The 25161-nt window shown below is 67.5% G+C and carries 22 protein-coding genes and 2 pseudogenes; 17 read left to right on the forward strand and 7 right to left on the reverse strand.

All coding sequences use genetic code 11. The features are described 5' to 3' along the window. Positions 1 to 56: 56 nt before the first annotated feature. Both NWF22_RS08835 and NWF22_RS08840 read right to left on the reverse strand, forming a co-directional pair. Positions 57 to 1298, reverse strand: coding sequence for a fatty acid desaturase family protein (locus NWF22_RS08835; protein WP_160904473.1), 1242 nt, complete (start codon positions 1296 to 1298; stop codon positions 57 to 59). 8 nt (positions 1299 to 1306) lie between these two features. Next, positions 1307 to 2419: a ferredoxin reductase gene (locus NWF22_RS08840; protein ID WP_160904472.1), complete on the reverse strand. Its 1113-nt coding sequence runs from the start codon at positions 2417 to 2419 to the stop codon at positions 1307 to 1309. Between the two features lie 191 nt (positions 2420 to 2610). Here NWF22_RS08840 and NWF22_RS08845 point away from each other — a divergent pair, with 191 nt between their 5' ends. The 3 genes from NWF22_RS08845 to NWF22_RS08855 all read left to right on the forward strand — a co-directional run bounded on the left by NWF22_RS08845 (position 2611) and on the right by NWF22_RS08855 (position 5841). Then, a complete protein-coding gene (locus NWF22_RS08845; protein ID WP_160904471.1) occupies positions 2611 to 3495 on the forward strand; it encodes a phosphatase PAP2 family protein in 885 nt (294 codons plus the stop codon). A 148-nt stretch (positions 3496 to 3643) separates the two neighbouring features. After that, positions 3644 to 4579 (forward strand): serine hydrolase family protein, encoded by a 936-nt coding sequence (locus NWF22_RS08850; protein ID WP_160904470.1) that lies wholly within the window; start codon positions 3644 to 3646, stop codon positions 4577 to 4579. Positions 4580 to 4665: 86 nt separating this feature from the next. After that, complete coding sequence (locus NWF22_RS08855) at positions 4666 to 5841, forward strand: APC family permease (RefSeq protein WP_233752086.1); 1176 nt, start codon at positions 4666 to 4668, stop codon at positions 5839 to 5841. Positions 5842 to 5959: 118 nt separating this feature from the next. Here NWF22_RS08855 and NWF22_RS08860 read toward each other — a convergent pair whose 3' ends face one another. Genes NWF22_RS08860 through NWF22_RS08880 form a run of 5 tightly spaced genes read right to left on the reverse strand, consistent with a single transcriptional unit; the run spans position 5960 to position 11430 of the window. Beyond that, the gene (locus NWF22_RS08860) at positions 5960 to 6955 is read right to left on the reverse strand and encodes an NADPH:quinone oxidoreductase family protein (protein ID WP_160904518.1); all 996 of its coding nucleotides are present in this window, start codon (positions 6953 to 6955) and stop codon (positions 5960 to 5962) included. A 44-nt stretch (positions 6956 to 6999) separates the two neighbouring features. After that, entirely contained in the window at positions 7000 to 8682 is a 1683-nt protein-coding gene (locus NWF22_RS08865; RefSeq protein ID WP_160904468.1) for an FAD-dependent oxidoreductase, read from the reverse strand. A 4-nt stretch (positions 8683 to 8686) separates the two neighbouring features. Continuing rightward, positions 8687 to 9445, reverse strand: a complete 759-nt coding sequence (locus tag NWF22_RS08870) for a crotonase/enoyl-CoA hydratase family protein (protein ID WP_160904467.1) — start codon at positions 9443 to 9445, stop codon at positions 8687 to 8689. After that, positions 9442 to 10206: an SDR family NAD(P)-dependent oxidoreductase gene (locus tag NWF22_RS08875; RefSeq protein WP_160904466.1), complete on the reverse strand. Its 765-nt coding sequence runs from the start codon at positions 10204 to 10206 to the stop codon at positions 9442 to 9444. The genes NWF22_RS08870 and NWF22_RS08875 overlap by 4 nt, the downstream gene beginning before the upstream one ends. A 45-nt stretch (positions 10207 to 10251) precedes the next feature. Further along, positions 10252 to 11430 (reverse strand): thiolase family protein, encoded by a 1179-nt coding sequence (locus tag NWF22_RS08880; protein ID WP_160904465.1) that lies wholly within the window; start codon positions 11428 to 11430, stop codon positions 10252 to 10254. A gap of 147 nt (positions 11431 to 11577) precedes the next feature. Between NWF22_RS08880 and NWF22_RS08885 the strand changes: the two genes are divergently transcribed. The 14 genes and pseudogenes from NWF22_RS08885 (at position 11578) to NWF22_RS08950 (ending at position 25149) form a co-directional block, all read left to right on the forward strand. After that, complete coding sequence (locus NWF22_RS08885) at positions 11578 to 12756, forward strand: acyl-CoA dehydrogenase family protein (protein ID WP_373692010.1); 1179 nt, start codon at positions 11578 to 11580, stop codon at positions 12754 to 12756. 11 nt (positions 12757 to 12767) lie between these two features. Continuing rightward, positions 12768 to 13538 carry an SDR family NAD(P)-dependent oxidoreductase gene (locus NWF22_RS08890; protein WP_160904463.1) on the forward strand — a complete coding sequence of 257 codons (771 nt, stop codon included), beginning with the start codon at positions 12768 to 12770 and terminating at the stop codon, positions 13536 to 13538. A 50-nt stretch (positions 13539 to 13588) separates the two neighbouring features. After that, complete coding sequence (locus NWF22_RS08895) at positions 13589 to 15244, forward strand: AMP-binding protein (protein ID WP_160904462.1); 1656 nt, start codon at positions 13589 to 13591, stop codon at positions 15242 to 15244. A 30-nt stretch (positions 15245 to 15274) separates the two neighbouring features. Further along, positions 15275 to 16441, forward strand: a complete 1167-nt coding sequence (locus NWF22_RS08900; RefSeq protein ID WP_160904461.1) for an acyl-CoA dehydrogenase family protein — start codon at positions 15275 to 15277, stop codon at positions 16439 to 16441. Between the two features lie 26 nt (positions 16442 to 16467). Continuing rightward, positions 16468 to 17358, forward strand: coding sequence for an HpcH/HpaI aldolase/citrate lyase family protein (locus NWF22_RS08905; RefSeq protein ID WP_160904460.1), 891 nt, complete (start codon positions 16468 to 16470; stop codon positions 17356 to 17358). Beyond that, positions 17355 to 17825, forward strand: coding sequence for a MaoC family dehydratase (locus NWF22_RS08910; protein ID WP_160904459.1), 471 nt, complete (start codon positions 17355 to 17357; stop codon positions 17823 to 17825). The genes NWF22_RS08905 and NWF22_RS08910 overlap by 4 nt, the downstream gene beginning before the upstream one ends. Position 17826: 1 nt before the next feature. Further along, positions 17827 to 19308: an aldehyde dehydrogenase family protein gene (locus tag NWF22_RS08915; RefSeq protein ID WP_160904458.1), complete on the forward strand. Its 1482-nt coding sequence runs from the start codon at positions 17827 to 17829 to the stop codon at positions 19306 to 19308. Further along, a complete protein-coding gene (locus tag NWF22_RS08920) occupies positions 19308 to 20525 on the forward strand; it encodes a CaiB/BaiF CoA transferase family protein (RefSeq protein ID WP_160904457.1) in 1218 nt (405 codons plus the stop codon). Before NWF22_RS08915 ends, NWF22_RS08920 begins: the two co-directional genes overlap by 1 nt. A gap of 135 nt (positions 20526 to 20660) precedes the next feature. Beyond that, positions 20661 to 21521, forward strand: a complete 861-nt coding sequence (locus NWF22_RS08925) for a mycofactocin-coupled SDR family oxidoreductase (RefSeq protein ID WP_160904456.1) — start codon at positions 20661 to 20663, stop codon at positions 21519 to 21521. 62 nt (positions 21522 to 21583) lie between these two features. Beyond that, complete coding sequence (locus tag NWF22_RS08930; RefSeq protein WP_160904455.1) at positions 21584 to 22615, forward strand: LLM class flavin-dependent oxidoreductase; 1032 nt, start codon at positions 21584 to 21586, stop codon at positions 22613 to 22615. Next, on the forward strand, positions 22612 to 23088 hold the full coding sequence (locus tag NWF22_RS08935; protein WP_160904454.1) for a nuclear transport factor 2 family protein: 477 nt from the start codon (positions 22612 to 22614) through the stop codon (positions 23086 to 23088). The genes NWF22_RS08930 and NWF22_RS08935 overlap by 4 nt, the downstream gene beginning before the upstream one ends. A gap of 160 nt (positions 23089 to 23248) precedes the next feature. Next, positions 23249 to 23827, forward strand: a pseudogene (locus NWF22_RS08940) (oxidoreductase); the annotation flags it as partial. Positions 23828 to 24066: 239 nt separating this feature from the next. Then, positions 24067 to 24144: pseudogene (locus NWF22_RS08945) on the forward strand (hypothetical protein); the annotation flags it as partial. 117 nt (positions 24145 to 24261) lie between these two features. Further along, positions 24262 to 25149, forward strand: coding sequence for an FAD-dependent oxidoreductase (locus tag NWF22_RS08950; RefSeq protein WP_233752085.1), 888 nt, complete (start codon positions 24262 to 24264; stop codon positions 25147 to 25149). Positions 25150 to 25161 lie beyond the last annotated feature (12 nt).

The raw sequence follows: 25161 nt of genomic DNA on the forward strand, positions 1-25161 counted from the left end.
CGAGCAACTGGGGGACGAAGTGATACCCGGGGGAGGAACTCTGCCGGGGCGGGCGGCTACGCGGCCGGCTGGACGGGGGCGTTCTTGAGTTCGCGTAGGGCGGTGCGCAAGCCGCGACGCTTGCCGGTGGCCGGGTCGACACCGAAGTGGTTCTGCACCCCGTCGCGCACCGCGAACCGAAGTTCGGATGCGGTTTCGGGTGCGTCGTCGGACGTGGCCTTCAGCAGGGCGTTGGGCAGAGCCAGCTTCGCGATGGTGCGGAAGGACTGGAAGTACTGGTGGCCCAGCGAACCGGTGGTGTAGGGCAGGTCGTACTTGTCGCACAGCTGCCGCACCCGCACCCCAATCTCCTCGTACCGGTTGCTCGGCAGGTCGGGGAACAGGTGGTGCTCGATCTGATGGCTGAGGTTGCCGCTCATGAACCGCATCACCAATCCGGCGCGGAAGTTGGCCGATCCCAACATCTGTCGCAGGTACCACCGTGGCTGGTCTTCGTTCTCGTACTCCTCGACGGTGAACTTCTCGGCCCCGTCCGGGAAGTGACCACAGAAGATCACCATGTACGCCCAGTAGTTGCGCACGATGTTGGCGGTGAAGTCGGCGGCGAGGGTGGACTTCCAGTTCGGCCCGGACAGTGCCGGATAGATCAGGTAATCCTTGGCCGCCTGCTTGCCGACCTTACGTCCGATGACCCGCAGATCCTTGAGCGCCTGCCGGTACGACTTCTCCTTCTTGCGGAGCTTCTCGGTCTCCAGATGGTGCAGCGCCACACCGTATTCGAAGAATGTGCCGAGCGTGAGGTTGTAGATCGGGTTGCCGACGTTCCACCACTCCCACGGCTGATCGCGGGTGACGCGCAGGATGCCGTAGCCCACGTCGTCGTCCATACCGACGACGTTGGTGTACTTATGGTGCACGAAGTTGTGCGAGTGCTTCCACTGCACGCTCGGGCAGGTGGTGTCCCACTCCCACGACGACGAGTGCACCTCGGGATCGTTCATCCAATCCCACTGCCCGTGCATCACGTTGTGGCCGAGTTCCATGTTCTCGATGATCTTGGCCAGCGACAGCATCGCGGTGCCGGCCACCCACGCGGTCTTGCGGTTGCTGAACATGAGTGCCACCCGGCCACCGGCCGCCAACGACCGTTGCAGGGTGATGGTGCGCCGGATGTACTTCGCGTCGCGTTCGCCGCGGGATTCCTCGATGTCGCGGCGGATCGCGTCGAGTTCGGCACCCAACGCCTCGATGTCGGCATCGGTCAGATGCGCGTATTGATCAATGTCTGTGATGGCCATCGAACCCCCTAGAGGTCGAGTGTGCATTCTCCGGACACGCTGCTGATGCATGTCTGGATTCGTTCACCCTCGCGGCGTTCCTCGCCACTGCGCAAATCGCGCACATATCCCCCGGCGAGGGGTACCACGCAGGTCTGGCAGATCCCCATCCGACAACCGAAGGGCATCTGGATTCCCAGCTTCTCGCCTGCTTCAAGAAGCGTGGTGGCGCCGTCGATCTCGGCGGTCTTGTCGGACTTGGCGAAGGTGACGGTGCCGCCTTCGCCCCCGTGGTCGGTGCGCGCGATGGCGAACCGTTCGACGTGCAGTTGGTCGCGCAGCCCCTGCTCGGCATAGTGCGACTCCACCACGTCGAGCATCGCGACCGGGCCGCACGCCCAGCATGAGCGATCCCGCCAGTCGGGTACGGCCGCATCGAGCTGGTCGATGTCGAACTTGCCCTGTTCCCGGGTCAACTGCAGCTGCAGATCGTAGGACGGCATGTCCGCATCCATCTGTTCGAGTTCGTCGAGGAAAATGACGGCGTCGCGGGTCGGCGCCGAATGCACGTGCACGATGTCGGGCTGGGTGTCGCGCGATCGCATCGACCGCAGCATCGCCATGACCGGGGTGATGCCGCTGCCCGCGGTGAGGAACAGCACGCTGTCGGGCATCGGTTCGGGTAGGTGGAAATCGCCCTTGGGCGCGGCGAGCCGGATGATCGTGCCCGGGCTCACGCCGCCGACGAGGTGAGTGGACAAGAACCCGTCCGGGTTGGCCTTGACGGTGATGGAGATCGTCTTGTCGTCGGTATCCCCGATCGAGGTCAACGAATAGGACCGCCAGTGCCAGCGCCCGCCGACCTGCAGCCCGATCCCGACGTACTGGCCCGGTTTGTACGAGGCCGGAAATCCCCAGCCGGTGCGGATGGTGACCGTCGCCGTGTCCTCGGTCTCGCGAACCACCTCCACGACCCGTCCGCGCAGTTCACGGGCCGACCAGAGCGGGTTGAGCAGGTGCAGGTAGTCGTCGGGCAACAGCGGTGTGGTGGCCCGGGCGATGAGCCCGCGGACAATGTTGACCTCGGGTTTCCTGGCCTCGACGTCGGCCGCCGGGCGTTTGCTCCACTTGAGCAGATCCATGCGTGGCACCTCCGGTGAACCTTGTGCACGACTGTACACAGAACTGCGCGGAAGGGGCCGACCCGAGTTCGGCCGACCCGACAGTCCCCGGTCACCCATGGGCTCGAGTCGACCGCAGGCCCTCAGTCAACACTGCGAGTACTCAGGTTGTCTGCAGAATGCTCCCAGCTTCGACCGCTAGATTGACTCTTGTGACCGGATCCACCGCTGCGCAGCGCTCCTCCCTCTCGCGCGCAGCGGTGGTGACGGCCGCATTCCTGCTGGCGGCCGCGGTGTTCGCGGTGGCGGTGTGGACGAGGCCCGGCCAACGCGTCGATCAATGGCTGCTCGACGTGTCCCGGGCCCTCCCACCCGTCCATGACCTGCCCTTTCTGCTCTCCATCGACGTCGTCTCCAGCCCACTGCTCTGGGTCGGGGTGGCAACCGCGGTGGTGGTGCTGGTGCAGTGCCGCCGGTTCTCCTCACCCACCGACGCCCGACGCGGCCTCGCCACCACGGTGACGCTGCTGGCTTTCGCACCGGCTGTGGTGCTCATCGTCCAGTTCCTGCGCGACCATGTGCTCACCCGCCCCCAGCTCCACTCCTGGATCGCGGAGACCGCGAACTCGGCGCCGAGCGGTCACGCCGCCGCGGTGACCGCGGTCGTCGTGGTGCTGGTGCTCGCGAGCCCACCCGTCGTGCGCCCGCTCGTCGGCACCGTGGTGGGCACCTGGGCCGCGGTGCTGGAATTCGTCATCGTGGCAGCCGGATGGCACCGGCCGGCCGACGTGGTCATCTCGACGTTGCTGGTGGCCGCTGCCGGCATGCTGCTACCCGATCCGTGGCGCGGCTCGGTCCGCGTGCCGCCGCGCTGGTTGCGGTCCGCACCGCTGCTGGTCGCGGTCGCCGCACCGACGATCGTCGCGGTGTTCTACGCGACCATCACCCAGGTTGCCGCCGCCGCTGCGATCGCGCTGGTGATGGCTCTCGCCGTCATCGCGCTGGGTGTCGGTCGCGTCGGCAGGCCACAGTCGGGTCGCGTCGCGGCGCCCGAGGTCAGGCCGACCGTGGGCGCGGTGCCACCGACCATTCACTGACGCCACTCGACAGCAGCCCCCATGTGCGACTGCACACATGGTACGAGCGAACCACAACGCGGAAAGCGGCGTAGATTCGGACATATCAGACCGATATGCAGGAAGATCAGCCATGCGACCCATCACCGGTAGGCGCTTGGGTAGTGCGGTGACCAGGTGGGCTGGATTGGCCGCGATCATGCTGATCACCGCGATGATCGGAATACGTGTGCCGACCGTCCGGACGCCGGCCGAGGGGAATCCGGTGGCGACCAGTGTGGCCGGCGCGGCGAGTGCGGGATCACGTGCGATGCGCGCCGCCGACGACGCTGTGGGTGCGGCACGCGATGTCGGCGTGGCGATCGCCGTACTGGACCGCACCTCGGGCGTCATGGCCCAGAACAGCGCCGCCACCGAACCGATGTTCAGCGCGTCGTTGGCGAAGGTCGTCGTTGCGGTCGACCTGTTCGATCGTCGACGGACCGAGGCGCTGCCGCTCGGCGATGCCGATGTCGACCTCGTCCGCCGAGCTCTCGGTCCCAGTGACGACGCCGCGATGAACACCTTGTGGACGAGGTTCGACGGGATGGGTGCCATCGGGCGGGTGACCGCACGCCTCGGATTGACCGGCACCGCACCCCCGGTCGACCCCGGCATCTGGGGATGGATGACGACGACGGCGCGCGATGTGGCGCTGCTCTTGCGGTATGTGGCCGAGATGCCGCAGCCCGAAGGGGATGTGATCATCGGCGCGCTCGCCGAGGCGCCGCCCGTCGCCGCCGACGGTTTCGCCCAGGACTTCGGGCTGCAAGCGCCGGGGGTTCGCGACATCACTGCAGCCAAGCAGGGTTGGATGCAGTGGCCGGCGGAGACGGCGTATCTGCACAGTGCCGGATTGGTCGGCGCGGACCATCGGTTCGTGGTCGCGATTCTCGGCCGGCAGACATTCCCCGAGCCCGACTGGCTGACGCTGCGTCAGTCGGTCGACACGGCGGCGGCCGCAGCGGCCGGCGTGTTGCGCGATCGGCTCGGCCCACCCGTCGCCGCCGGCGGCCTCGCGATACCGAACGTTCACTTTCCCGGGGTGGTCGGACACTTACACTGACCGTCGTGACGAACCAGGGCACGTCGGGCGGTGAGCTCGCGCGGCGGCTCGGCGTCGGCGATGCGGTGACCATCGGTCTCGGATCGATGATCGGCGCCGGTGTGTTCGCCGTGTTGGCGCCGGCCGCACAGGCCGCCGGGTCGGGTCTGCTGGTGGGCCTGGCCGTTGCCGCGGTGGTCGCCTACTGCAACGCCACATCGTCGGCCCGGCTGGCGGCGCTGTATCCGGTCTCCGGTGGTACCTACGTGTATGGCCGCGAACGTCTCGGCGAGCTCTGGGGATACCTCGCCGGATGGTGTTTCGTGGTGGGCAAGACGGCATCCTGTGCCGCGATGGCGCTGACGGTGGGCGTCTACGCGTGGCCCGAGTATGCGCATGCGGTGGCCGTCGCCGCCGTGGTCGCGGTGACCGCGGTCAACTATCGCGGTATCCAGAAATCCGCACTGGTCACCCGGTTGATCGTGGCGGTGGTGCTCGCGGTGCTGGCCGCGGTGGTGGTGGCGGCCGTGTCGTCGACCCCGGACGATGCGGGCGAACACCTTTCGCTCGGAAGCGACGCGACCGTGTACGGCATCCTGCAGGCCGCGGCGCTCATGTTCTTCGCCTTCGCCGGCTACGCACGGATCGCCACGCTGGGTGAGGAGGTCCGGGACCCGGCCCGTACGATCGCCAAGGCCATCCCCACCGCGCTGGGCATCGTGCTGGTGGTCTACGTGGCGGTTGCGGTGGCCGCGTTGGCGGTGGTGGGTCCGGCCGGGCTCGCCGACGCCACCGCCCCCCTGGTCGAAACCGTCGGTGTCGCAGGCGTTCCCGGGCTGGCGCCGGTTGTTCAGGTGGGTGCCGTGGTCGCCGCGATCGGCTCACTGCTGGCGATGGTGTTGGGGGTCTCCCGCACCACCCTGGCGATGGCGCGCGACGGTCATCTCCCGCGGTGGTTGGCCGCGGTCCATCCGCAGCACCGCGTGCCGCATCATGCCGAGGTGGCGATCGGGGTCGTCGTCGCCGTCCTCGCCGCGACCGTGGATGTGCGCAGCGCGATCGGCTTCTCGTCGTTCGGCGTGCTGCTCTACTACGCCATCGCCAACGCGTCGGCGGCCACCCTGAGTCGCGACGAGCAACGACCCGCACGCGTGGTCACCACACTGGGACTCGTCGGTTGCGTGGTCCTCGCCGCGACACTGCCGATCGGCTCGGTGGTCGCCGGTGTCGTGGTGGTCGCACTCGGTGCCGCCGTCTACGCGGTTCGGCGAGGACTCAGGTAGCCCGCCACGTCACAGACCTCATCTCTCGCGAAAGACCTTTCGCGCGCGAAGGGTCCTTGGCAAGAGGTGAGGTCTCCCGCCCGGGCCGGAGGCACTCGCGACGGTTGCGCGACAGCAGTCAGGCGTCGCGATCGAACTCGAACACCACGCGGCCCACGGTGGTGCCGTCTCCGAGGCGGGCGACGCCGTCGGCGAGATCGGTGAACGGCAGTCGCTCGCCGATCAGCGGTTTGATGGCGCCCTCGGCGGCGAGTCGGGTCAAGGTGGCGTGGCAGTCGAGCACCGCCTGCAGGTTCTTGTGCTTGTACAAACCCCAGTGCACGCCGACGATCGAATAGTTCTTCAGCAGAGCGTGATTCAAGGTGGCCTGGGAGATGCGGCCGCCGGCGAAGCCGATCACCAGGATGGTGCCCTCGAACGCCACACACTTGGTGGACCGGTCGAAGGTGTCGCCGCCCACCGGGTCGTAGATGATGTCGGCGCCACGGCCGTCGGTGACCTCCTTGACCACCGCGACGAAGTCCTCGGTGTGCCGGTCGACGACGACGTCGGCGCCGAGCCGCCGGCAGTGCTCGGTCTTCTCCGGCCCGCCGACCACCCCGATCACGGTGGCGCCGGCCGCCTTCGCCAACTCCACCGCGGTGCTGCCCACCCCGCCGGTGGCCGCGTGCACCAACACCACGTCGCCGGACTGCACATGCGCGCGGCGATGCAGCGCGAACCAACTCGTCTGGTAGCCGATGGTCAGCGACGCCGCCTCGGCGTCATCGAGCGACGGCGGCGCCGGGTACGCGGCGAACGCATCCATCAGGGCGTATTCGGCGAAACCGCCGAACGGGGGCGCCGAGTTGCCGACCACCCGGTCGCCGACGGCGTGCGTATCGACATCGGGCGCGACCTCGACGACGTCGCCGCACAGCTCGACCCCCGGCGTGAACGGCAACTCCGGTTTCACCTGGTAGATGCCCCGGCACATCAGGACGTCGGGGAAGTTCGCCGGCGCGGCACGCACCTTCACCAACAGCTGACCGGGCCCCGGCGTCGGGGTCGGCACGTCGTCGAGGTGCAGCACGTCCCGCGGCTCCCCCAGGTCCTTCACCCGCCAGGCCTTCATCACGGTCCTCTCCACGCCGGTCACTCTCACATCCCGATCATCCGTCAGACGCCTGCCGCGGTGGCCAGTTCCGACAACTGCACCAACTTGACCCGCCGACGGCCCGCGGCTCGTCCGGCGGCCTTCTCGGCCTTGTCGATCTTCTTCCAGCCGGCGTTGTCGACGCGGTTGACCCCGCGCGCGGCGAGCAGCTCGGGCACGTCGGTGCGCGACGACGCCGGCGCCGGCAGCCGGCCGTCGATGTGGTCGGCCAGCACCGCCGCCGCAGTCTCGTGTCCGCAGATCCGGTTCATCCCGATCCCGCCGGTGGCACCACGTTTCAGCCATCCGGCCACGTAGACGCCCGGCACCGGTGCGGCCTCGCCGGAGGTCACGACCCGGCCGCCGTCGTTGGGGACCACACCCCGCACGTCGTCGAACGGCAGACCGTCCACCGGCCGACCGCGATACCCGATGGCGCGTACCGCTGCGGTGGCCTCGATCTCGAACTCTTCGCCGGTCGCCCGCACCCTGCCCCCGTCGGCGCCGACGAATTCGTTGCGCACACACCGGACCGTGTCGACGGCGTCGCCGCCCCGGAACTCGATGGGAGACACCAGGTAGCGGAACACCACCCGCTTGCTACCGGCGGTCGGCGCCTGTTCGGCATAGTCCCGGGCCAAGCGGACCTTGGTGGCGACGGTGCTGTCGAGGGTGTCATCGTCCAGCGCGCGCTGCGTGGCCGGATCCAGGGTCGTCTCGGCCGGATCCACCACCACGTCGACACCGTCGAGCATCCCCATCGCCAGGAACTCGGAGTTGGTGTAGGCCGCCTGCGCGATGCCACGTCGTCCGAGGATCACCACCTCGCGGATGTTGGACTCCCGCAACACCTCCAGCGCGTGATCGGCGATGTCGGAGCGAGCCAGGTCGTCGGGATCGGTGAGCAGGATGCGGGCCACGTCGAGCGCGACGTTGCCGTTGCCGACGATCACCGCGCGCTCCCCGGACAGGTCGTAGGTGCGTTCGGCGTGGTCGGGATGCCCGTTGTACCAGGCCACGAACTCGGTGGCGGCGATCGAGCCGGACAGGTCCTCGCCGTCGATGCCGAGGCGTTTGTCGGTCGAGGCGCCGCTGGCGTAGATCACCGCGTGGTAGCGGTCGGTCAGTTCGGCATGGCTGATCGCGGCGCCGGATTCGGGTGCGCTCACCTCCACCGACAGGAAGTACTCGAAGGTCTTCTTGTTCGCGACCGACACGAACGCACGTTCCACCCCTTTGGTGGACTGGTGGTCGGGGGCCACCCCGGCGCGCACCAGACCGTACGGAGTGGGCAGCCGCTCGAACATGTCCACCCGCACCGACGGTCCGCGGCGCACCAGTTCCTCGGCAGCGTAGAACGCCGCCGGGCCGGCACCCACGATCGCCACGTGCAGTTCGCCGTCGGGTAGCGGCTCGGGCTTGGTGGACCGCATCAGTCCGCTCTCGACGTCATGATCGCGGTAGTAGTCGGCGTTGATCTGCAGGAACGGCTCATCACGTTCGGTCATCTCGTCTTCGGTCACGATCGCCGAGACCGGGCACTCCTCGATGCAGGCGCCGCAGTCGATACACGTCTCCGGGTCGATGTAGAGCATCTCGGCGGTGCGGAACTCCGGTTCGGCCGGTGTCGGATGGATGCAGTTGACCGGACACACCGGCACGCAGCTCGCGTCGTTGCAGCAGGCCTGGGTGATGAGATGGGTCATCGGTTCACCGCCCCTTCCAGACCGGGGTGCGCTTCTCCTTGAACGCCGACGCCCCTTCCCGCGCATCCTCCGACGAGCGGATGGGCTCGTAGATCTCCCACATCTTGGCGAACCGCTCCTCGTTGGACCAGTCCCGGGCCTTGGTCATGATCTCCTTGGTGCCGCGCACCGCGAGCGGTCCGTTGCGTGCGATACGCAGCGCGAGTTCCACTGCGGCAGAGAGTGCTTCACCGGGTTCGGCGACCCGGCTGACCAGCCCGGCCTCCCGCGCCTCCTCGGCACCGACGAAGTCGCCGGTCAACGCCCACTCCATCGCGAGACCGTAGGAGACCCGCTCCGGCAGTCGGAGCAGCCCACCGCCGCCCGCGAGCAGTCCGCGCTTGACCTCGGGTAGTCCGAAGATCGCCGTCCGGGAGGCGACCACCAGGTCACACGCGAGCACGATCTCGAATCCGCCGGCGATGGCGTGGCCCTCGACGGCGGCGATGAGCGGTTTGGCCGGCGGCGTCTGGGCGACCCCGGCGAACCCACGGCCCTCGATCGACGGCCGTTCCCCGGCCAGGAAGGCTTTGAGATCCATTCCGGTGCAGAAGGTCTCCCCGGCACCGGTGAGCACGCCGGCGGTCAGCTCGGGGGTATTGTCGAGGGTGTCCATCGCGTCGGCGATCGCCTGTGCGGTCGCGGTGTTGATGGCGTTGCGGACCTCGGGCCGATCGATGGTGACGATCAGCACGCCGTCCTTGGTCTCGGTGCGTACGGTCATTTCGGTGCCATCCTGATCGCGCCGTCGAGCCGGATGACCTCACCGTTGAGCATCGGGTTGTCGATGATGGCCATCGCCAGACGCGCGTATTCGTCGGGCTCGCCGAGGCGAGCGGGGTGCGGGATCTGTGCGGCGAGGCCGTCCTTGATGTCCTGGGAGAACCGCGACAGGATCGGGGTGTCGAAGATGCCCGGCGCTATACTGTTGACCCGTACCAGTTTCCGGGCGAGATCGCGCGCCGCGACCAGCGTCATGCCGACCACACCGGCCTTCGCCGAAGCGTAGGGGATCTGCCCGATCTGCCCTTCCCAGGCAGCCACCGAGGCGGTCATGATGACGGCGCCGCGTTCCCCGTCCACGGGTTCGTTGGTCACCATCCGCGCCGCCGCGAGCCGCAGCACGTTGAAGCTGCCGATGAGGTTGGTCTGGATCAGCGAGGTGTAGGTCTCCAGCGAGCCCGGGGATCCGTCACGTTCCACCACCCGGACGGTTCCGCCCCGACCCGCGCAGTGCACGGCCGTGCGCAGCGGCGCACGGGTTACCGCCAGATCCAGCGCGGCGTCGACCGCGTCCGGGTCGGCGACGTCGGCGGGGCCGAACTGGACGAGATCACCCAGTTCCTGGGCCACGTCCTTGCCCTGCGACTGCGGCAGATCCACGATGACGACGTGCACGCCGGCGTCGACGAGACGTTTGACGGTGGCCAGGCCGAGCCCGGATGCGCCGCCGGTGACGATTGCCGACGAGTTCTGCAACTCCATGTCGGTTCCTTTCTGCTGTGCGTTCAGTTTCTGTGAGTTCTGCTGTCAGACCAGTGATTCGACGATGGTGGCGTTGGCCATACCACCCGCCTCGCACATGGTCTGCAGGCCGTGGCGTCCGCCGGTGGCCTCGAGGTGGTGGATGAGGCTGGTCATGATCCGGGCGCCCGAGGCGCCGAGAGGGTGGCCGAGGGCGATCGCGCCGCCGACGGGATTGAGCCGCTCGTCGTCGATGCCGAGTTCGTGCTGCCACGCCAGCGGGACCGAGGCGAACGCCTCGTTGACCTCGAATGCGGCGATCTGGTGGGGGGAGAGTCCGGCGCGGGCCAGTACCTTGTGCGTCGCGGGGATCGGCGCGGTCAGCATCAGCAGCGGGTCGTCGCCCACGACGGCCGAGGCCACGACCCGGGCGCGAGGGGTCAGCGACAGTTGCGCGGCCTTCTCCTCGCTCATGATCAGCAGCGCCGCCGCACCGTCGGTGATCTGGGAGGAGTTGCCGGCGGTCACCTTCCAGTCGACGTCGGCGAAGCGTTCCCGGTTGGCGTCGGTGCCGAACACGGCGGGCAGGCCGGCGAGCTTGTCCGCGGTGGTGCCCAGGCGGATCGACTCATCGGTGTCCACCACCCCGTTCGGCGTGGTGATCGGCAGGATCTCCCGCGCGAAGCCCCCGCGCTCACGGGCCGCCGCGGCCCGCGCATGCGAGCGCGCCGCATAGGAATCCAGCGACTCGCGAGCGATCTTCCACTTGTCGGCGACGAGTTCGGCGGCCACACCCTGCGACACCATCGGACCGAACCGTTCGGTCACGCCCGGTCCGAACGGATCGGCATCTCCCCGCGCGCTGCCCATCCGCACCCGACTCATCGATTCCACACCGCCGGCGATGACGATGTCGTAGGCACCGGCCTCGATGCCCTGGACCGCGAAGTCGATGGCCTGCTGGCCGGAGCCGCATTTGCGTTCGATGGTCGTCGACGGCACGTGCACCGGGAATCCGGCGGCGAGGGCGGCCTGTCGTCCGGGGGTTGCGGACTGCTCCAGGTTCTGTCCCACGCAGCCGATGAGGATGTCGTCGACGATGCCCGGGTCGATGCCGGAGCGCTCGACGAGACCGGAGAGGACCTGCGCCAGCAGATCCACCGGATGGACGTCGGCGAGGGCGCCGCCGGGTTTTCCCTTGCCCATCGGTGTGCGGATTGCGTCCACGATGACCGCGCGTGCCATGTCTGACCTCCGTTTTTGCCGAGATTGATGCGCTTGGCGCTAATTTATGATTATGTTTACCACAGATCAATGGTGAACGGCGTCACGAGTCGTATTGACTGGGGCGTACGCCATATCAGTATAATCATGAGCATGAAAGGGATCACAATGTCGTCTACCACGGTGTCCGGCGATCTCGATGACCTGAAAGCCATCAAAGAACTCGCCGCGCAGGTGGCCGAGGAACGCTACGCACCGCTCGCCGCACAATGGGATGCCGACCGCACGGCGGTCCCCCTCGACGAGCGTCGGTTCCTGGGCTCCCTCGGCTTCCTCGGCATCGCACTGCCCGAGCGTTTCGGCGGTTCGGCCGCCCCGCTGTCGCACGCGCTGGCCGTCATCGAGCAGTTCGCCTATCACTGCCGGCCCGCCGCCTTCCAGATCTTCGAGGCCAACACCGGACCCGCGCAGGTGGTCGCACGGCTGGGTACCGAAGAGCACAAGCAGCGGTTCCTGCCGGGCATCATCGCCGGCGACATCACCATGGCCGTCGCGATCTCCGAACCGGATGCCGGATCGGCGGCCACCGACCTCACCACCAAAGCCGTCGTCGACGGAGACACGGTGCGGGTCAACGGCAACAAGCGCTGGATCTCCAACGGCAGCGAGGCCGACGTCTACCTCGTCTACTCCCGGATGAGCGACGCCCCCGGCGCCAAGGGCATCGGTGCGGTGCTCGTGGAGGCCGACCGCCCCGGCGTCAGCTTCGGTGCGCGCGAGAAGCTGATGGGTTTCCGCGGCATCCCGTCGGCCGACATCTACTTCGACGATGTCGAGGTGCCCGCGGAGAACATCGTGGTGCAACCGGGCGGCTTCCGAAAGTTGTTCACCACCTTCTCCATCGAACGACTCGGCAACACCACGATGAGCCTCGCGCTGGGGCAGCGGGCCCTGGACCTGACCACCCAGTACGTGCAGGAACGCACCCAGTTCGGCAAGCCGCTCATCGAGTTCCAGGCCGTGCAGATGACCGTCGCCGACATGGCCCTGCAGGTGGAGAGCGCCCGGCTGCTGCTCGAACGTGCGGCGTCGGCGGTGGTCACCGACGAGGACCTGCCCAACCCGCTGCATGTGTCGCTGGCCAAGTGCACGGCCAACGAGATGGCCAAGAAGGTCACCGATCTCGCGATGCAGCTGCACGGCGGCAACGGCTACACCGAGGAATTCGGCCTCGAACGCATGCACCGCGACGCCCACGGCTGGGCACTGGCCGGCGGCACCCCCACCATGCAACGCACCCGAATCGTCTCCGAGATGCTCGGTCGTTCCTTCGACCAGCGCAAGTGAAAGGAACTCCCATGAACCGCTTCGACAATCGCATCGCCGCAGTCATCGGCGGCGGCTCCGGCATGGGCCGCTCCATCAGCCTTCGTCTGGCATCGGAAGGGGCGTTCGTCTACGTCACCGACCTGAGCGAGGAGGCCGCCGAGAAGGTCACCGCCGAGATCGAGGCCGACGGCGGCAAGGGCAAGGCCGTCCGCGTCGACGCCACCGACAACGATTCGCTGCAGGCACTGTTCGACACCATCGAGGCCGAACACGGTGTGCTGCACGTCCTGCACGCGCAGGTCGGCATGCCCGGGCCCGGCGGACTCGAGCTCGACGACGCGGGCTGGCAGCGCAACATCGACGTCAACGTCAAGACCGCGTACTACTCCACCACGATGGCATTCCCGTTGCTGCGCAAAGCCAACGGCAAGGGTTCGGTCACCCTCACGTCCTCGACGTCGGCACTGATCGGTTCGCCGTTCAGCCCGATCTACTCGATGACCAAGGGATCGCTGGTGCCCTTCGGCCGGGCCCTGGCGCTCAACGGCGCCAAAGACGGCATCCGGGTCAACGTGATCTGCCCGGGCCAGGTCAAGACCCCGATGCTCGCACAGTTCTTCGGCCGCGAACCGGGTGCCGACGTCTCGGCACTGACCGCCGACTTCGTCAAGACCATCCCGCTGGGCCGCGGCGCCGAGCCAGAGGAGATCGCATCGGTGATCGCGTTCCTCAACAGCGACGACGCGAGCTACGTCACCGGCACGACGATCCCCGTCGACGGCGGACTCACCGCCCAGTGATGCCGCGGCCCAGCGCATTCTGACCACATCGACTCCGAGGAACTCGTCTGATGACCGTCTACACCGACTTGAAACCCAACTTCGCCAATCCCGAGGACTGGACGCTCGCGACGGTGCTGCGCACCCACGCCGCCGACACCCCGGATGCGTCGTGTCTGCTCGCACCGGAGGAAGACGTCGAGTTCACCTACGCCGAAGCACTTCTCGAAGCCGAGAAGATCGCCGGCGCCTGGGATGCCGCGGGTGCCGAGCGCGGTGACCGGGTGGTGATCATGGCGCTGAACTCCTCGCGCCTGGTGCTGAGCTGGTGGGCGACCGCCGTCGGCGGCACCGTGCAGGTGCCGGTGAACACCAACTACGAGGGCGAGTTCCTGCGCCATCAGCTCGACGTGGTGAACGCCCGGTGGGCGGTGATCGACGACGCCTTCGCCGAGCGGTTCGTCGCCCTCGGCGACAAGGCGCGCGGCATCGAGAAGTTCTGGCTCATCGACACCGGCCGGCTCGACGACGCGTTGGCCACCCTGCGCGACGCCGGTTTCGCGGCGGCCCCGTGGGACGAGCTTCGGGCGGGTACCCCACTGTCGGCACCGGCACCGCGGGCGCAGGATCTGGGTGCGATCTTCTTCACCTCCGGCACCACCGGACCGTCGAAGGGGGTGGCGATGCCGCATTCGCAGCTCTACTTCTTCGCACAGTCGGTGGTGTCGCTGACGCGGCTGACCGCCGACGACCGCTACCTCACCACCACCCCGCTGTTCCACGGCAACGCCCAGTTCATGGCGGTGTTCCCGGCGCTGGTGGCCGGCGCCAGCGCGGTGATCCGGCCCAAGTTCAGCGCCAGCCGCTGGATCGACCATGTCCGCGACTCCGGTGTCACCGTCACCAACTTCGTCGGCGTGATGATGGACTTCGCGTGGAAGCAGGCCCCACGCGACAACGACCTCGACAACAAGCTGCGCTGCGTCTACGCCGCCCCCATCGCCTCGACGATCGCCGAGGAGTTCAAGACCCGCTACGGGATCGAGACATTCGTCAACGCCTTCGGCCTCACCGAGACGTCGGCCCCCATCCTGTCGCCGTACGGCGTCGACATCCCGCCGGGCGCCGCCGGACTGCAGGCATCGGACTGGTTCGACGTCCGGCTCGTCGACCCCGAGACGGACCGCGAGGTGGAGGTCGGCGAGGTCGGCGAGCTGGTGGTGCGGCCGGTGTCCCCGTGGACGTGCAGCATGGGCTACTACGGAATGCCGGAGAAGACCGTCGAGGCGTGGCGCAACCTGTGGTTCCACACCGGCGACGCGCTGCGCAAAGATCACGACGGTTGGTACTACTTCGTGGACCGCTACAAGGACGCGCTGCGCCGCCGCGGCGAGAACATTTCGTCCTACGAGGTCGAACAGGTCGTGCTCGCCCATCCCGCCGTGGTGGAGTGCGCGGTGATCGGGGTGCCCGCCGACGTCGAGGCCGGCGAGGACGAGGTCCTCGCGGCGGTCGTGGTCAATCAGCAGGTCGACGCCGCCGAGCTGCTCGCCTTCTGCGACGGCCGGATTCCGGCCTTCGCCCGCCCCCGCTTCGTCCGGGTGGTGACCGAGCTGCCCAAGACCCCGTCGGAGAAGGTCCGCAAATCGGTGCTGCGCGACGAGGGCATCACCGTCGACACTTTCGACGCGACGGCCACACCGGCCGAGCCGGCAAGCGCACACTGACAACAGCAGCACTCTTCGACAAGGAACACCGTGGACTACTCGACCGATCCCACACACGACGACATCCGGCAGGCCGTCCGCACCCTGTGCAAGGCGTTTCCGGACGAATACTGGATGGAACATGACAACTCGCACGAGTTCCCGTGGGAGTTCTACAACGCGATCGCCGAGGGCGGCTGGCTCGGCCTGACCGTCCCCGAGGAGTACGGGGGCGGCGGGCTCGGCGTCACCGAGGCCGCCATCGTCGAACGCGAGATCTCCGCATCGGGCGCCGGGATGGGCGGCTGCAGTGCGGTGCACATCGGCATCTTCGGTTTCGAGCCGATCATCCACCACGGCAGCGAGGAGATGAAGCGCAAGTACCTTCCCCGCGTGGTCACCGGTGAGTTGCACACCTCGTTCGCCGTCACCGAACCCGACGCCGGCACCGACACCACCAACATCAAGACCTTCGCCAAGAAGGTCGACGGCGGCTGGCTGGTCACCGGCAAGAAGGTGTGGATCACCAAGGCCCAAGAGGCCGAGAAAATGCTGCTGCTGTGCCGTACCAGCCCGCGGGACGAGAACACCAAGCGCACCGCCGGCATGACGCTGCTGTTCGCCGACGTCGACCGCGACAAGGTACAGATCCGCGAGATCCCCAAGATGGGCCGCAACGCCGTCGACACCAACGAGCTGTTCATCGACGAACTGTTCGTCGCCGACTCCGATGTGGTCGGCGAGGTCGGCCACGGATTCCGCACCATCCTCGGCGGGCTCAACGCCGAACGCGTCATCTCCGCCAATGCCGCACTGGGCATCGGTGAGGCCGCGCTGCGCCGCGGCGTGCAATACGCCAAGGAGCGTGAGGTGTTCGGCCGACCCATCGGCCAGAACCAGGGCATCGCCTTCCAGCTCGCCGAGGCACGCATCAAACTCGATGCGGCCCAAGCAGTTCTCGACAAGGCCGCGTGGATGGTCGATCAGGGTCTGCCCTGCGGCCGCGAGGCCAATGCCGCGAAGTATCTGTGCGCCGAGGCCGGCTTCTTCGCCGCCGACGCCGCGCTGCAGGTGCACGGCGGATTCGGCTTCGGCAAGGAGTTCCACGTGGAACGCTACTTCCGTGAGGCCCGCCTGATGCGCATCGCACCGATCAGCCAGGAGATGGTGCTCAACTACACCGCCGAGCACGTCCTCGGCCTGCCCCGCAGCTACTGAGCTTTTCTGACATCAGGAGGACCACCGTGCAGCCATACCGCTCCATCCTCTTCGTCCCCGGCCACCGGCCGGCGTGGGTCGACAAGGCCATCGCCGCGGGCGCCGACTGCGTTGTCCTCGATCTCGAGGACTCGGTGCCGGCCGAACAGAAAGAGCCCGCCCGGGCCACCGTCGCCGAGGCGATCACCCGGGTACGCCAGACCAACCCTGACGTCGGACTGTTCGTGCGGGTCAACCCGCTGGCCACCCGGCTGACCGGCGGTGACCTCGAGGCTGTCGTCGTCCCCGGGCTCACCGGCATCTTCGCCCCGAAGATCGAGGAGGCCGTCGACGTGCTGCAATACGACGCGCTGCTCGATCACTTCGAGATGCGTAACGGCGTTGACGATCTCGAGTACATCGTCCCGGTCGAGACCGTGAAGGCGATCCAGAACTGCCGCGAGGTGGCCGGCGCGTCTCCGCGGGTGGGCGCGATGATCGGGCCGTCGGCCGAGCACGCCGACATCGCCCGCGAGGTCGGCTACGAGTGGACGCCGGAAGGGCTGGAGACCCTCTACCTACGCAGTCGCGTGTTGCTCGCGTGCCGCGAGTTCGGGTTACATGCGCTGACCGGGCTCTGGGAGGACCTCGAGAACCTCGACGGTCTGCGTGAATTCGCCGTCCGTGGACGCCAACTCGGGTTCCGCGGCATGATCGCCATCCACCCCTCGCATGTGGCGACGGTGAACGACGCGTTCAGTCCGTCCGAGGAGGACATCGCGTTCTACGAGGGCATGGTCAAGGCCTACGAGGCGGCCGCGGCCGACGGCACGGGAGCGCTGCGCTACCGGGGGCTGCACATCGACAAAGCACACTACGACAAGGCGATCGGATGGCTGGCGCGAGCCACCGCGATCGCTGGAAAGGCGAACCGATGAGAGGGCTGTACTTCGAGGAGTTCGAGGTCGGCAAGCATTACAAGCACGCCATGACCCGCACGGTCACCGAGATGGACAATGTCATGTTCACCTCGCTGACCATGAACATCCAGCCGCTGCACCTCGACGAGGAGTTCTGCAAGGGCACCATCCACGGTCAGCGGGTCGTCAACAGCCTGTTCACCGTGGCGCTCATCGGCGCCTTCCACGTCCCCGAACTCACCATGGGCACCACGCTGGGGAATCTAGGCTACGACAAGGTGAAGTTCCCCAACCCGGTCTTCCACGGCGACACCCTGCGCGCCGAGACCACGATCCTGGACAAGCGAGAGTCCAAGAGCCGCGACGATTCCGGCATCGTCTGGTTCGAACACAAGGGCTTCAATCAACGCGACGAGCTGGTGTGTCTGCTCGAACGTGTCGGCCTGATGGCCAAACTGCCGGCCGAGTTGAAAGAAGGTGCCTGACATGACCGCAGCGAACGACGCAACCACCATCGACAAGAACTGGGTTCCGGAAACCCGCACCCTGCTCATCGGCGACAACGACGTCGAACCCGGCGGTGAGACCTGGGATGTCTACAACCCGGCTACCGAGGACGTCATCGCCACCGTCGGCGGCGCCACCGCCGACCAGGTCGATGCCGCGGTCGCCGCAGCGCGCCAGGCCTTTCCGGGCTGGGCTGCGCTCTCGGGCGAACAGCGTTCGGCGCACATCCACCGCTTCGCCGACGCCCTGGAACGCGCCGCCGACCGACTGCTGCCGTCGATCGTGAACGAGGTGGGCACTCCCGTCTCGCTGGCGGAGTACCTGCAGGTCAAGATGGCCGTCGACGAGCACCTGCGGTGGGCCGCGGAGGCCGCGAAGACCGACCGCACCATCCATCTCGGCGAGTACGACAAGCCGGTGCCCACGATGAGCGACGTGGTGCACGATCCGGTCGGTGTGGTCGCGGCCATCACCGGCTACAACTATCCGCTGAACCTGGCGATCTTCAAATTCGGCGCCGCGCTGGCCGCCGGCTGCACCGTGGTGCTGTTCCCGTCCCCGCGCACCCCGCTGACCACACTGTTCCTCGGTGACCTCATCAAGGAGGCCGGCCTCCCGCCGGGCGTCATGAACGTCATCGTGGGCGGTACCGAGGTGGGCAAGCAGTTGTCGTCGCACCCCGGTGTGGACCGGGTGTCGTTCACCGGCTCGGATGGTGTCGGCGCCAAGATCATGGAGCAGGCCGCCGCCAACCTCGCCGGTGTGACCCTCGAGCTCGGCGGTAAGTCCCCGAACATCGTGCTCGAAGGGGTGGATGTCAACAAGATCGCCGTCGAGATGCATCTGCGGTGGTCGCGCAACGGTGGTCAGGGCTGTGCGGCCCTGGCCCGGCTCTTGGTGCACGACAGCCTCTACGACGAGTTCCTCGAGGCGGGCGCGAGTGCGTTCGACCAGATGGTGGTCGGTGACCCGTGGGATCGGGCCACCAACATCGGTCCGATGATCCGGCCCGATCATCAGGCCCGCGTGCAGGGCTTCATCGACGGGTCGGTCGCCGAGGGCGGCAAGAAGCTCCTGGAGGTGACCAAGCCGTTGCCGGAGAAGGGCTGGTACGTCAATCCGGTTCTGCTGGGGAACCTTCCGCACGACGCCCGCGCGGTGCAGAACGAGATCTTCGGGCCGGTCGCGGTGATCCTGCCGTTCCGCGACACCGAGGAGGCCATCCGCCTGGCCAACGACACCCCGTACGGTCTGGCCGCCAACGTGTGGTGCGACGACCCGACCGAGGCACGCCGGGTGGCCGAGCAGATCCGGGCCGGCACCGTGTGGATCAACGGTGGTGGCGCGATGCGTCCCGACGCGCCGTTCGGCGGTTACGGCAAATCCGGTGTCGGCCGCGAGCTCGGCGAGTGGGGTATGCGGGAGTACCTGGAGCCCAAGCACATCCAGTGGAGGCTGTGATGACCGACAATGCGACGAGCGGATCGGCCCCCCTGGCGGGCGTCAAGGTCATCGAGCTCGGCACCATGTATGCGGCGCCCACCGCAGGACGCATGCTGCGCGACTTCGGTGCCGACGTCCTGAAGGTCGAGGACCCGACCACCGGCGACTATGCACGACAGTGGATTCCGCAGAAGGACGGCCTCTCGCTCGGCTTCTCGCGACTCAATGCGGGGAAGCGCTCGGTGGGTGTCGATCTGCGCAACCCGGAAGGGCGCGAACTCGTCAAGCGGCTCATCGCCGACGCCGACGTCGTCGTCGAGTCCTTCCGGCCCGGACGGCTGGAGAGCTGGGGTCTGGGTCCGGCGGAACTGCACGAGATCAACCCCGGTCTGGTCATCGCGCGGGTGTCCGGGTTCGGGCAGACCGGCCCGAACCGGCTGCTGCCGGGCTTCGGCACCGTGGCCGAAACCGCCAGTGGCTTCGCGAATGTGAACGGCTGGCCGGACAGCCCGCCGACCTCCCCGCCGTTCGGGTTCGCCGACTCGATCGCCGGACTGTCGGCCGCGATGGGTGTGTCCATGGCGCTGTTCAACCGCAGCCGGACCGGCAAGGGCGAGGTCGTCGACGTCGCGCTGTACGAGCCGCTGATGTTCATCGTCGGCGACATGTTCCTCAAGTACACAGCGCTCGGGGAGATCCAGCAGCGGATCGGCAACTCGACCGGTGCGGCGTCGCCGCGCGGCATCTACGAGGCGGCCGACGGCAAGTTCCTCTCCATCGCCGCCTCCAATCAGGCGATCGCCACCCGGCTGTTCGCTGCGATGGGGCGTGCGGAGGTCATCTCCGATCCGCGGTACGCCACCAACGCGGCTCGTCTGGAGCACAACGACGAGGTGCAGGCGATGGTGATCGACTGGTGCAAGTCGCTGCCGCGCAAGGAGATCCTGGACACGCTGGAGAAGTTCGAGGTGGTGTGCGCCCCGGTCAACGACGCCTCCGACGTCGTCGCCGACCCGCACTTCCGCGAGCGGACCCTGGTGGAGATCACCGGCAACGAGATCCTGCGCAACACGCTGATGCCCGGTCCGGTGTTGCACATGGGCGGCTACGACGGGCCCACCTACGACGGTGTGCCCACCGTCGGCGAGCACACCCGCGAGGTGCTGACCGACCGGCTGTCGCTCGACGACGCGGAGCTCTCCCGCCTCGCCGATGCCGGCGTCATCCCGGGCTGACACACCTCCGGCGCGATCCGCTGCTCCCCCCGCGCGGGTCGCGCCGGACCCCACCCCTCCCCCGCCGATCGAGTAGCCCGCGAGCCGCCAGGCGAGCGAGCGTATCGAGATCACTGAACCCGAAAGGACCACCCCATGGGCATCCTCGAAGGCAAGGTCGCCTTCGTCACCGGAGCCGCACGCGGCCAGGGCCGAGCGCACGCCGTGACCCTGGCGTCCGAGGGAGCCGACGTGATCGCCATCGACATCGACGATCCGATCGCGAACGTCGCCTACGCTCACGCCACTACGGCCGATCTCGAAGAGACCGCCGCGCAGGTGGAGAAGCTCGACCGCCGCATCCTCGCCATCACCGCCGACGTCCGGTCGAGCGACCAATTGGATACGGTGGTGGCCAAGGGCATTTCAATGTTCGGCAAGATCGACGTCGTGGTCGCCAATGCGGGCATCTTCACCCAGGCGCCGTTCTGGGAGATGGACGAGCAGATGTGGGACGACGTGCAGGACGTCAACCTGAAGGGCGTCTGGCGCACGATGAAGGCCGTGGTGCCGCACATGATCGAGAACAGACGCGGCTCCATCGTGCTCACCTCATCGGTGAACAGCGTCATCGGCAATCCCAACGCCGCCCACTACGCCGCCTCCAAGCACGGCGTGCTCGGCCTGATGCGCAGTGCCGCACAGTCGCTCGGGCCCTTGGGGATACGGGTGAACTCGGTGGCCCCGGGACTCATCGACACCCCGATGACCAACTTCCAGACCATGTACGACCAGATGGCCGGTCACCCCGGCGCCGACCGCTCCGACTACGACAAAGCCGCACTGCACTACGGCATCCTGCGCGCCCAGGGCTCTTTGCCGCCCGAGACGATCGCGAACGCCGCCGCCTGGCTCGCATCGGATGGAACCTACGCGGTGACGGGACAGAACATTGTCGTGGACGCCGGGCACACCATCATGCCCGGCTTCAATCCCGCGCCGGTGGAGACATTCTGACGATTCGCCACCAGCCCGACCTGCCAATCCCCTCCCATCCCGCCCGATCACGAAGGAAGCTCATGGAATTCGGATTTCTTCTCGGTGACCAGCCGCTCTCGACGCCTCCCGGCGAGCACCTCGATCTGTTGCTGCGCAACGTCGAGGCCGGGCAGCGTGCCGGTTTCACCCACTTCACGATCGGCCAGCATTTCCTGTATTCGGACTTCCGGTGGATGCAGCCCATCCCGATCCTCGCCAGGCTGGCCGCGGAGATCGACGATCACGTCCGCATCGGAACAACGGTCTTGGTGGGCCCGTTACAGCACCCCGTCCAGCTCGCCGAGGATCTCGCCACCCTCGACATCATCACCGGCGGAAAGCTCATCGTCGGGCTGGGAACCGGATACCTGGAGCGCGAATACGCGGCCTTCGACAAGCCGTACAGCAAGCGCTACGGCATGCTCGAGGAACAGATCGAGATCCTCACCGCGCTGTGGACCCAGGATCGCGTCACCTACGACGGACAGTTCTGGCAGCTGGATGACGTCACGACCCACATCCACCCGATCCAGAAACCGCGTCCCCCGATCTGGTTGGGCGCGATGAAGAAGGTCGGCGTACGTCGGGCCGCCCGCAGCGGTGATGTCTGGACGATCACCCCGCAACAGACCGTCGACGAGGTGGCGCAGCTCGTGCAGATCTACGTGGAGGAGCGTCAGGCCCGCGGGTTGCCGCTCACTCCCTTCCCGCTGCGCCGGGAACTCCAGGTCGCCGACAGTTACGACGAGGCACTACGAGACTTCGCGGCCGTCGCCCGCGGCAAGTACGTCTCGTATGCGTCCCAGGGCATGGGTTTGCTGGATCAGGAGCGCGTCGAGCGCGAGTTCCTGGCGAATATCGCCGACCATGTGCTGCTCGGCACCGGCGCCCAGGTGCGCGATCAGATCACCGCCATCGCCGGCCGACTTCCGATCGGCCCGTTGCTGATACGCCCACACTGGCCGGGGATGGACGCCGAACAGTCGGCTCTCTACCTGGAACGGGTGGGACGCGAGGTCGTTGCGCCGCTGAAGGATCTGCAGTCGGTGGGCTTCGACGCCCTGGTCGCATGACCGGCCACGCCGGAACGGAGGGCTCGTTGTCGAATATTCATGACCAGCAACGCCTGCTCGTCAGCCCCGAGGAGATCGAGGGCGTCCGGGCGGTTCTGCACCAATACGCCTATGCGGTGGACACCTGCGATGAGTCATTGCTCGCGGAGGTACTGACCGACGACGTGGTGCTACATCGCGTCGACGGAGCCCGCGCAGGCGCCGACGCGGTCCTGGCGTTCTACCGGACCGTGTTCGACGGCCCGACGATCTGGAGCAAGCACCTCGTCACCAACCTGACCTGCACGGCGACTTCACACGGCTACGACGTGGACGCCTACGTCCAGGCGATCTCTCGCACCGCCGACACCGGCATGATGGTCCTCGCCGAATACCACGATCAGGTGGTCCGCGACGACACCGGCCGCTATCGGATCGCGGTGAAGTCCATCGACGTGCAACAGACCTTCCCGATCGAGGTGCGCCATGGCTGATCAGCCCGCCGTGGGCATGGCCGGGGAAATGCCGCCCATCACGCCGTAAGGGACCCATCACGCCGTAAGGGAGATGACCGTGACCACCGAATCCGACCAGCCGTACGCACATCTACTGTCCCCGTTCGAGATCGGACCGCTGAAGCTGCGCAATCGCGTCATGCTGCCGCCGCATGCGTCGGCGATCGGCAACATCTTCGGCTCCGACGCGGACGCCGAACGCAATCTCGCCTACTACGTCTCGCGGGCCCGCGGCGGCGCGGCCTGGTTCGACAGTCTCAGCGCCTGGGTACCGAACACCGGGGTGATCCCGGGATTCGAGCCCACCGGTGTGGGCGCCACCGTGGAGGGGCACTACAGTCTGCCGTTCTTCGTCGAGCGGGTGCAGGCCTATTCGGATGCGCTGCATGCCGAAGGCGCGGTGGCCACCGGGCAGATGGTGCACCAGGGTGGGATGCCGCACGGCGCCTCGCCGGTGCTCAGCGCACCGGTGATCAACAACGTGCCGCACCAGCTCAACCATGACGAGATCGCCTACTTCGTCGGCCAGTACAGGTCCTGTGCCGAGCAGGCCCAGCGCGCCCGACTCGACGGCGTCGAGTTGCACATGAATCACGACGATCTGCTCGAGTACTTCCTGTCACCGCTGACGAATCGGCGCGACGACAAGTACGGCGGGTCCATCGAGAACCGCTGCCGCTTCCCGGTCGAGGTGCTGCGTGCGATCCGGGATGTGATCGGATCGTCGATGGTGATCGGCATCCGACTCAACCTGCGCGAAGAGGCGCCGGGCGGCTACGACATCGGCGGGGCCATCGAGATCGCGCAGTATCTGGAGAGCACCGGACTCGTCGACTACTTCCATGGCGTCGTCGGAATCCCTGGGGCAATCCGAGTTACATCCAGCCGCACTTCTACGAGGCCGGACAGTGGCAGGACCTGGCCGGGCAGCTGCGGCGCGCGATCTCTTTGCCGGTGGTGCACACCGGTCGGATCAATCACCCCGACGTCGCCGAACGCGTCCTCGCCGCCGGGAACGCCGACGTGGTCGGCATGGCCCGCGCGCATATCGCCGAACCGGACATCATCGAGAAGGTCCGCACCGGCCGTGTCGACGAGATTCGTCCGTGTGTCGGCGGCAACGAGTGCATCAGCCGACGCTACGTCGAGGGGTTGCCGTTCGGATGTGCGGTCAACCCGGTCACCAGCAACGAGATCGACGGCCCGTGGCCGGTGGTGACCGACCGCCGGCGCGTGCTCGTGGTCGGTGGCGGTCCCGCCGGGATGGAGCTGGCGGCATTGGCCGGCGAGAAGGGCCACGAGGTGCAGTTGTGGGAGAGCTCGGACACCTTGGGCGGACAACTGCGCACCGCCGTCAACGCACCGACCTACGACATGTTCGAGAAGTACCTCGAGTGGCAGCGCCGCCGCGTCGACCGGGCCGGGGTGAAGGTCGACCTGGGTCATCGAGCCACACAGCGGGAGATCGAGGACTCCGGCTTCGACGTCGTGGCCGTGGCGACCGGTTCGACCAGACGAACCCCGGATATCCCGGGCGTCTTCGGCGACCACGTCGCCGACATCCGGGACGTGCTCAACGGCGATGTGAGCGTGGGAAACCGGGTGTTGATCGTCGCGCAGGACGACCACATGCCACCGCTGTCGCTCGCGGACTTCCTCACCGAGCAGGGACGTGAGGTGACCATCGTGTACGGCACCCAGGTCGCCGGTCAGCTACTCGGCCGCTACATCGTCGGCGCGATTCTGGGACGCCTCGACGACAAGGGCGTGCAGTACCGGTTCTCCGAGGACGTCGTCGAGATCACGCCGACCGGTGTGGTGACCCGCAACGTGTACTCGGGCCGGACGCGAGAGCTCGACGGATTCGACTCGGTGGTGCTGGCGTGCGGCGGGATCGGCGACGCCGGCCTCTACGAGAGCCTGCGCTCGGGGCCGGCGAACGCGAACGGCCGCGAGGTGCACATCCTCGGCGACGCCTATGCGCCACGACGGCTGGTCTTCGCGACCCGGCAGGCCTACGCGCTGGCCAAGCTGATCTGACTCGGCCTACAC

It is taken from the genome of Gordonia mangrovi, from assembly GCF_024734075.1.
GTDB lineage: Bacteria > Actinomycetota > Actinomycetes > Mycobacteriales > Mycobacteriaceae > Gordonia > Gordonia mangrovi.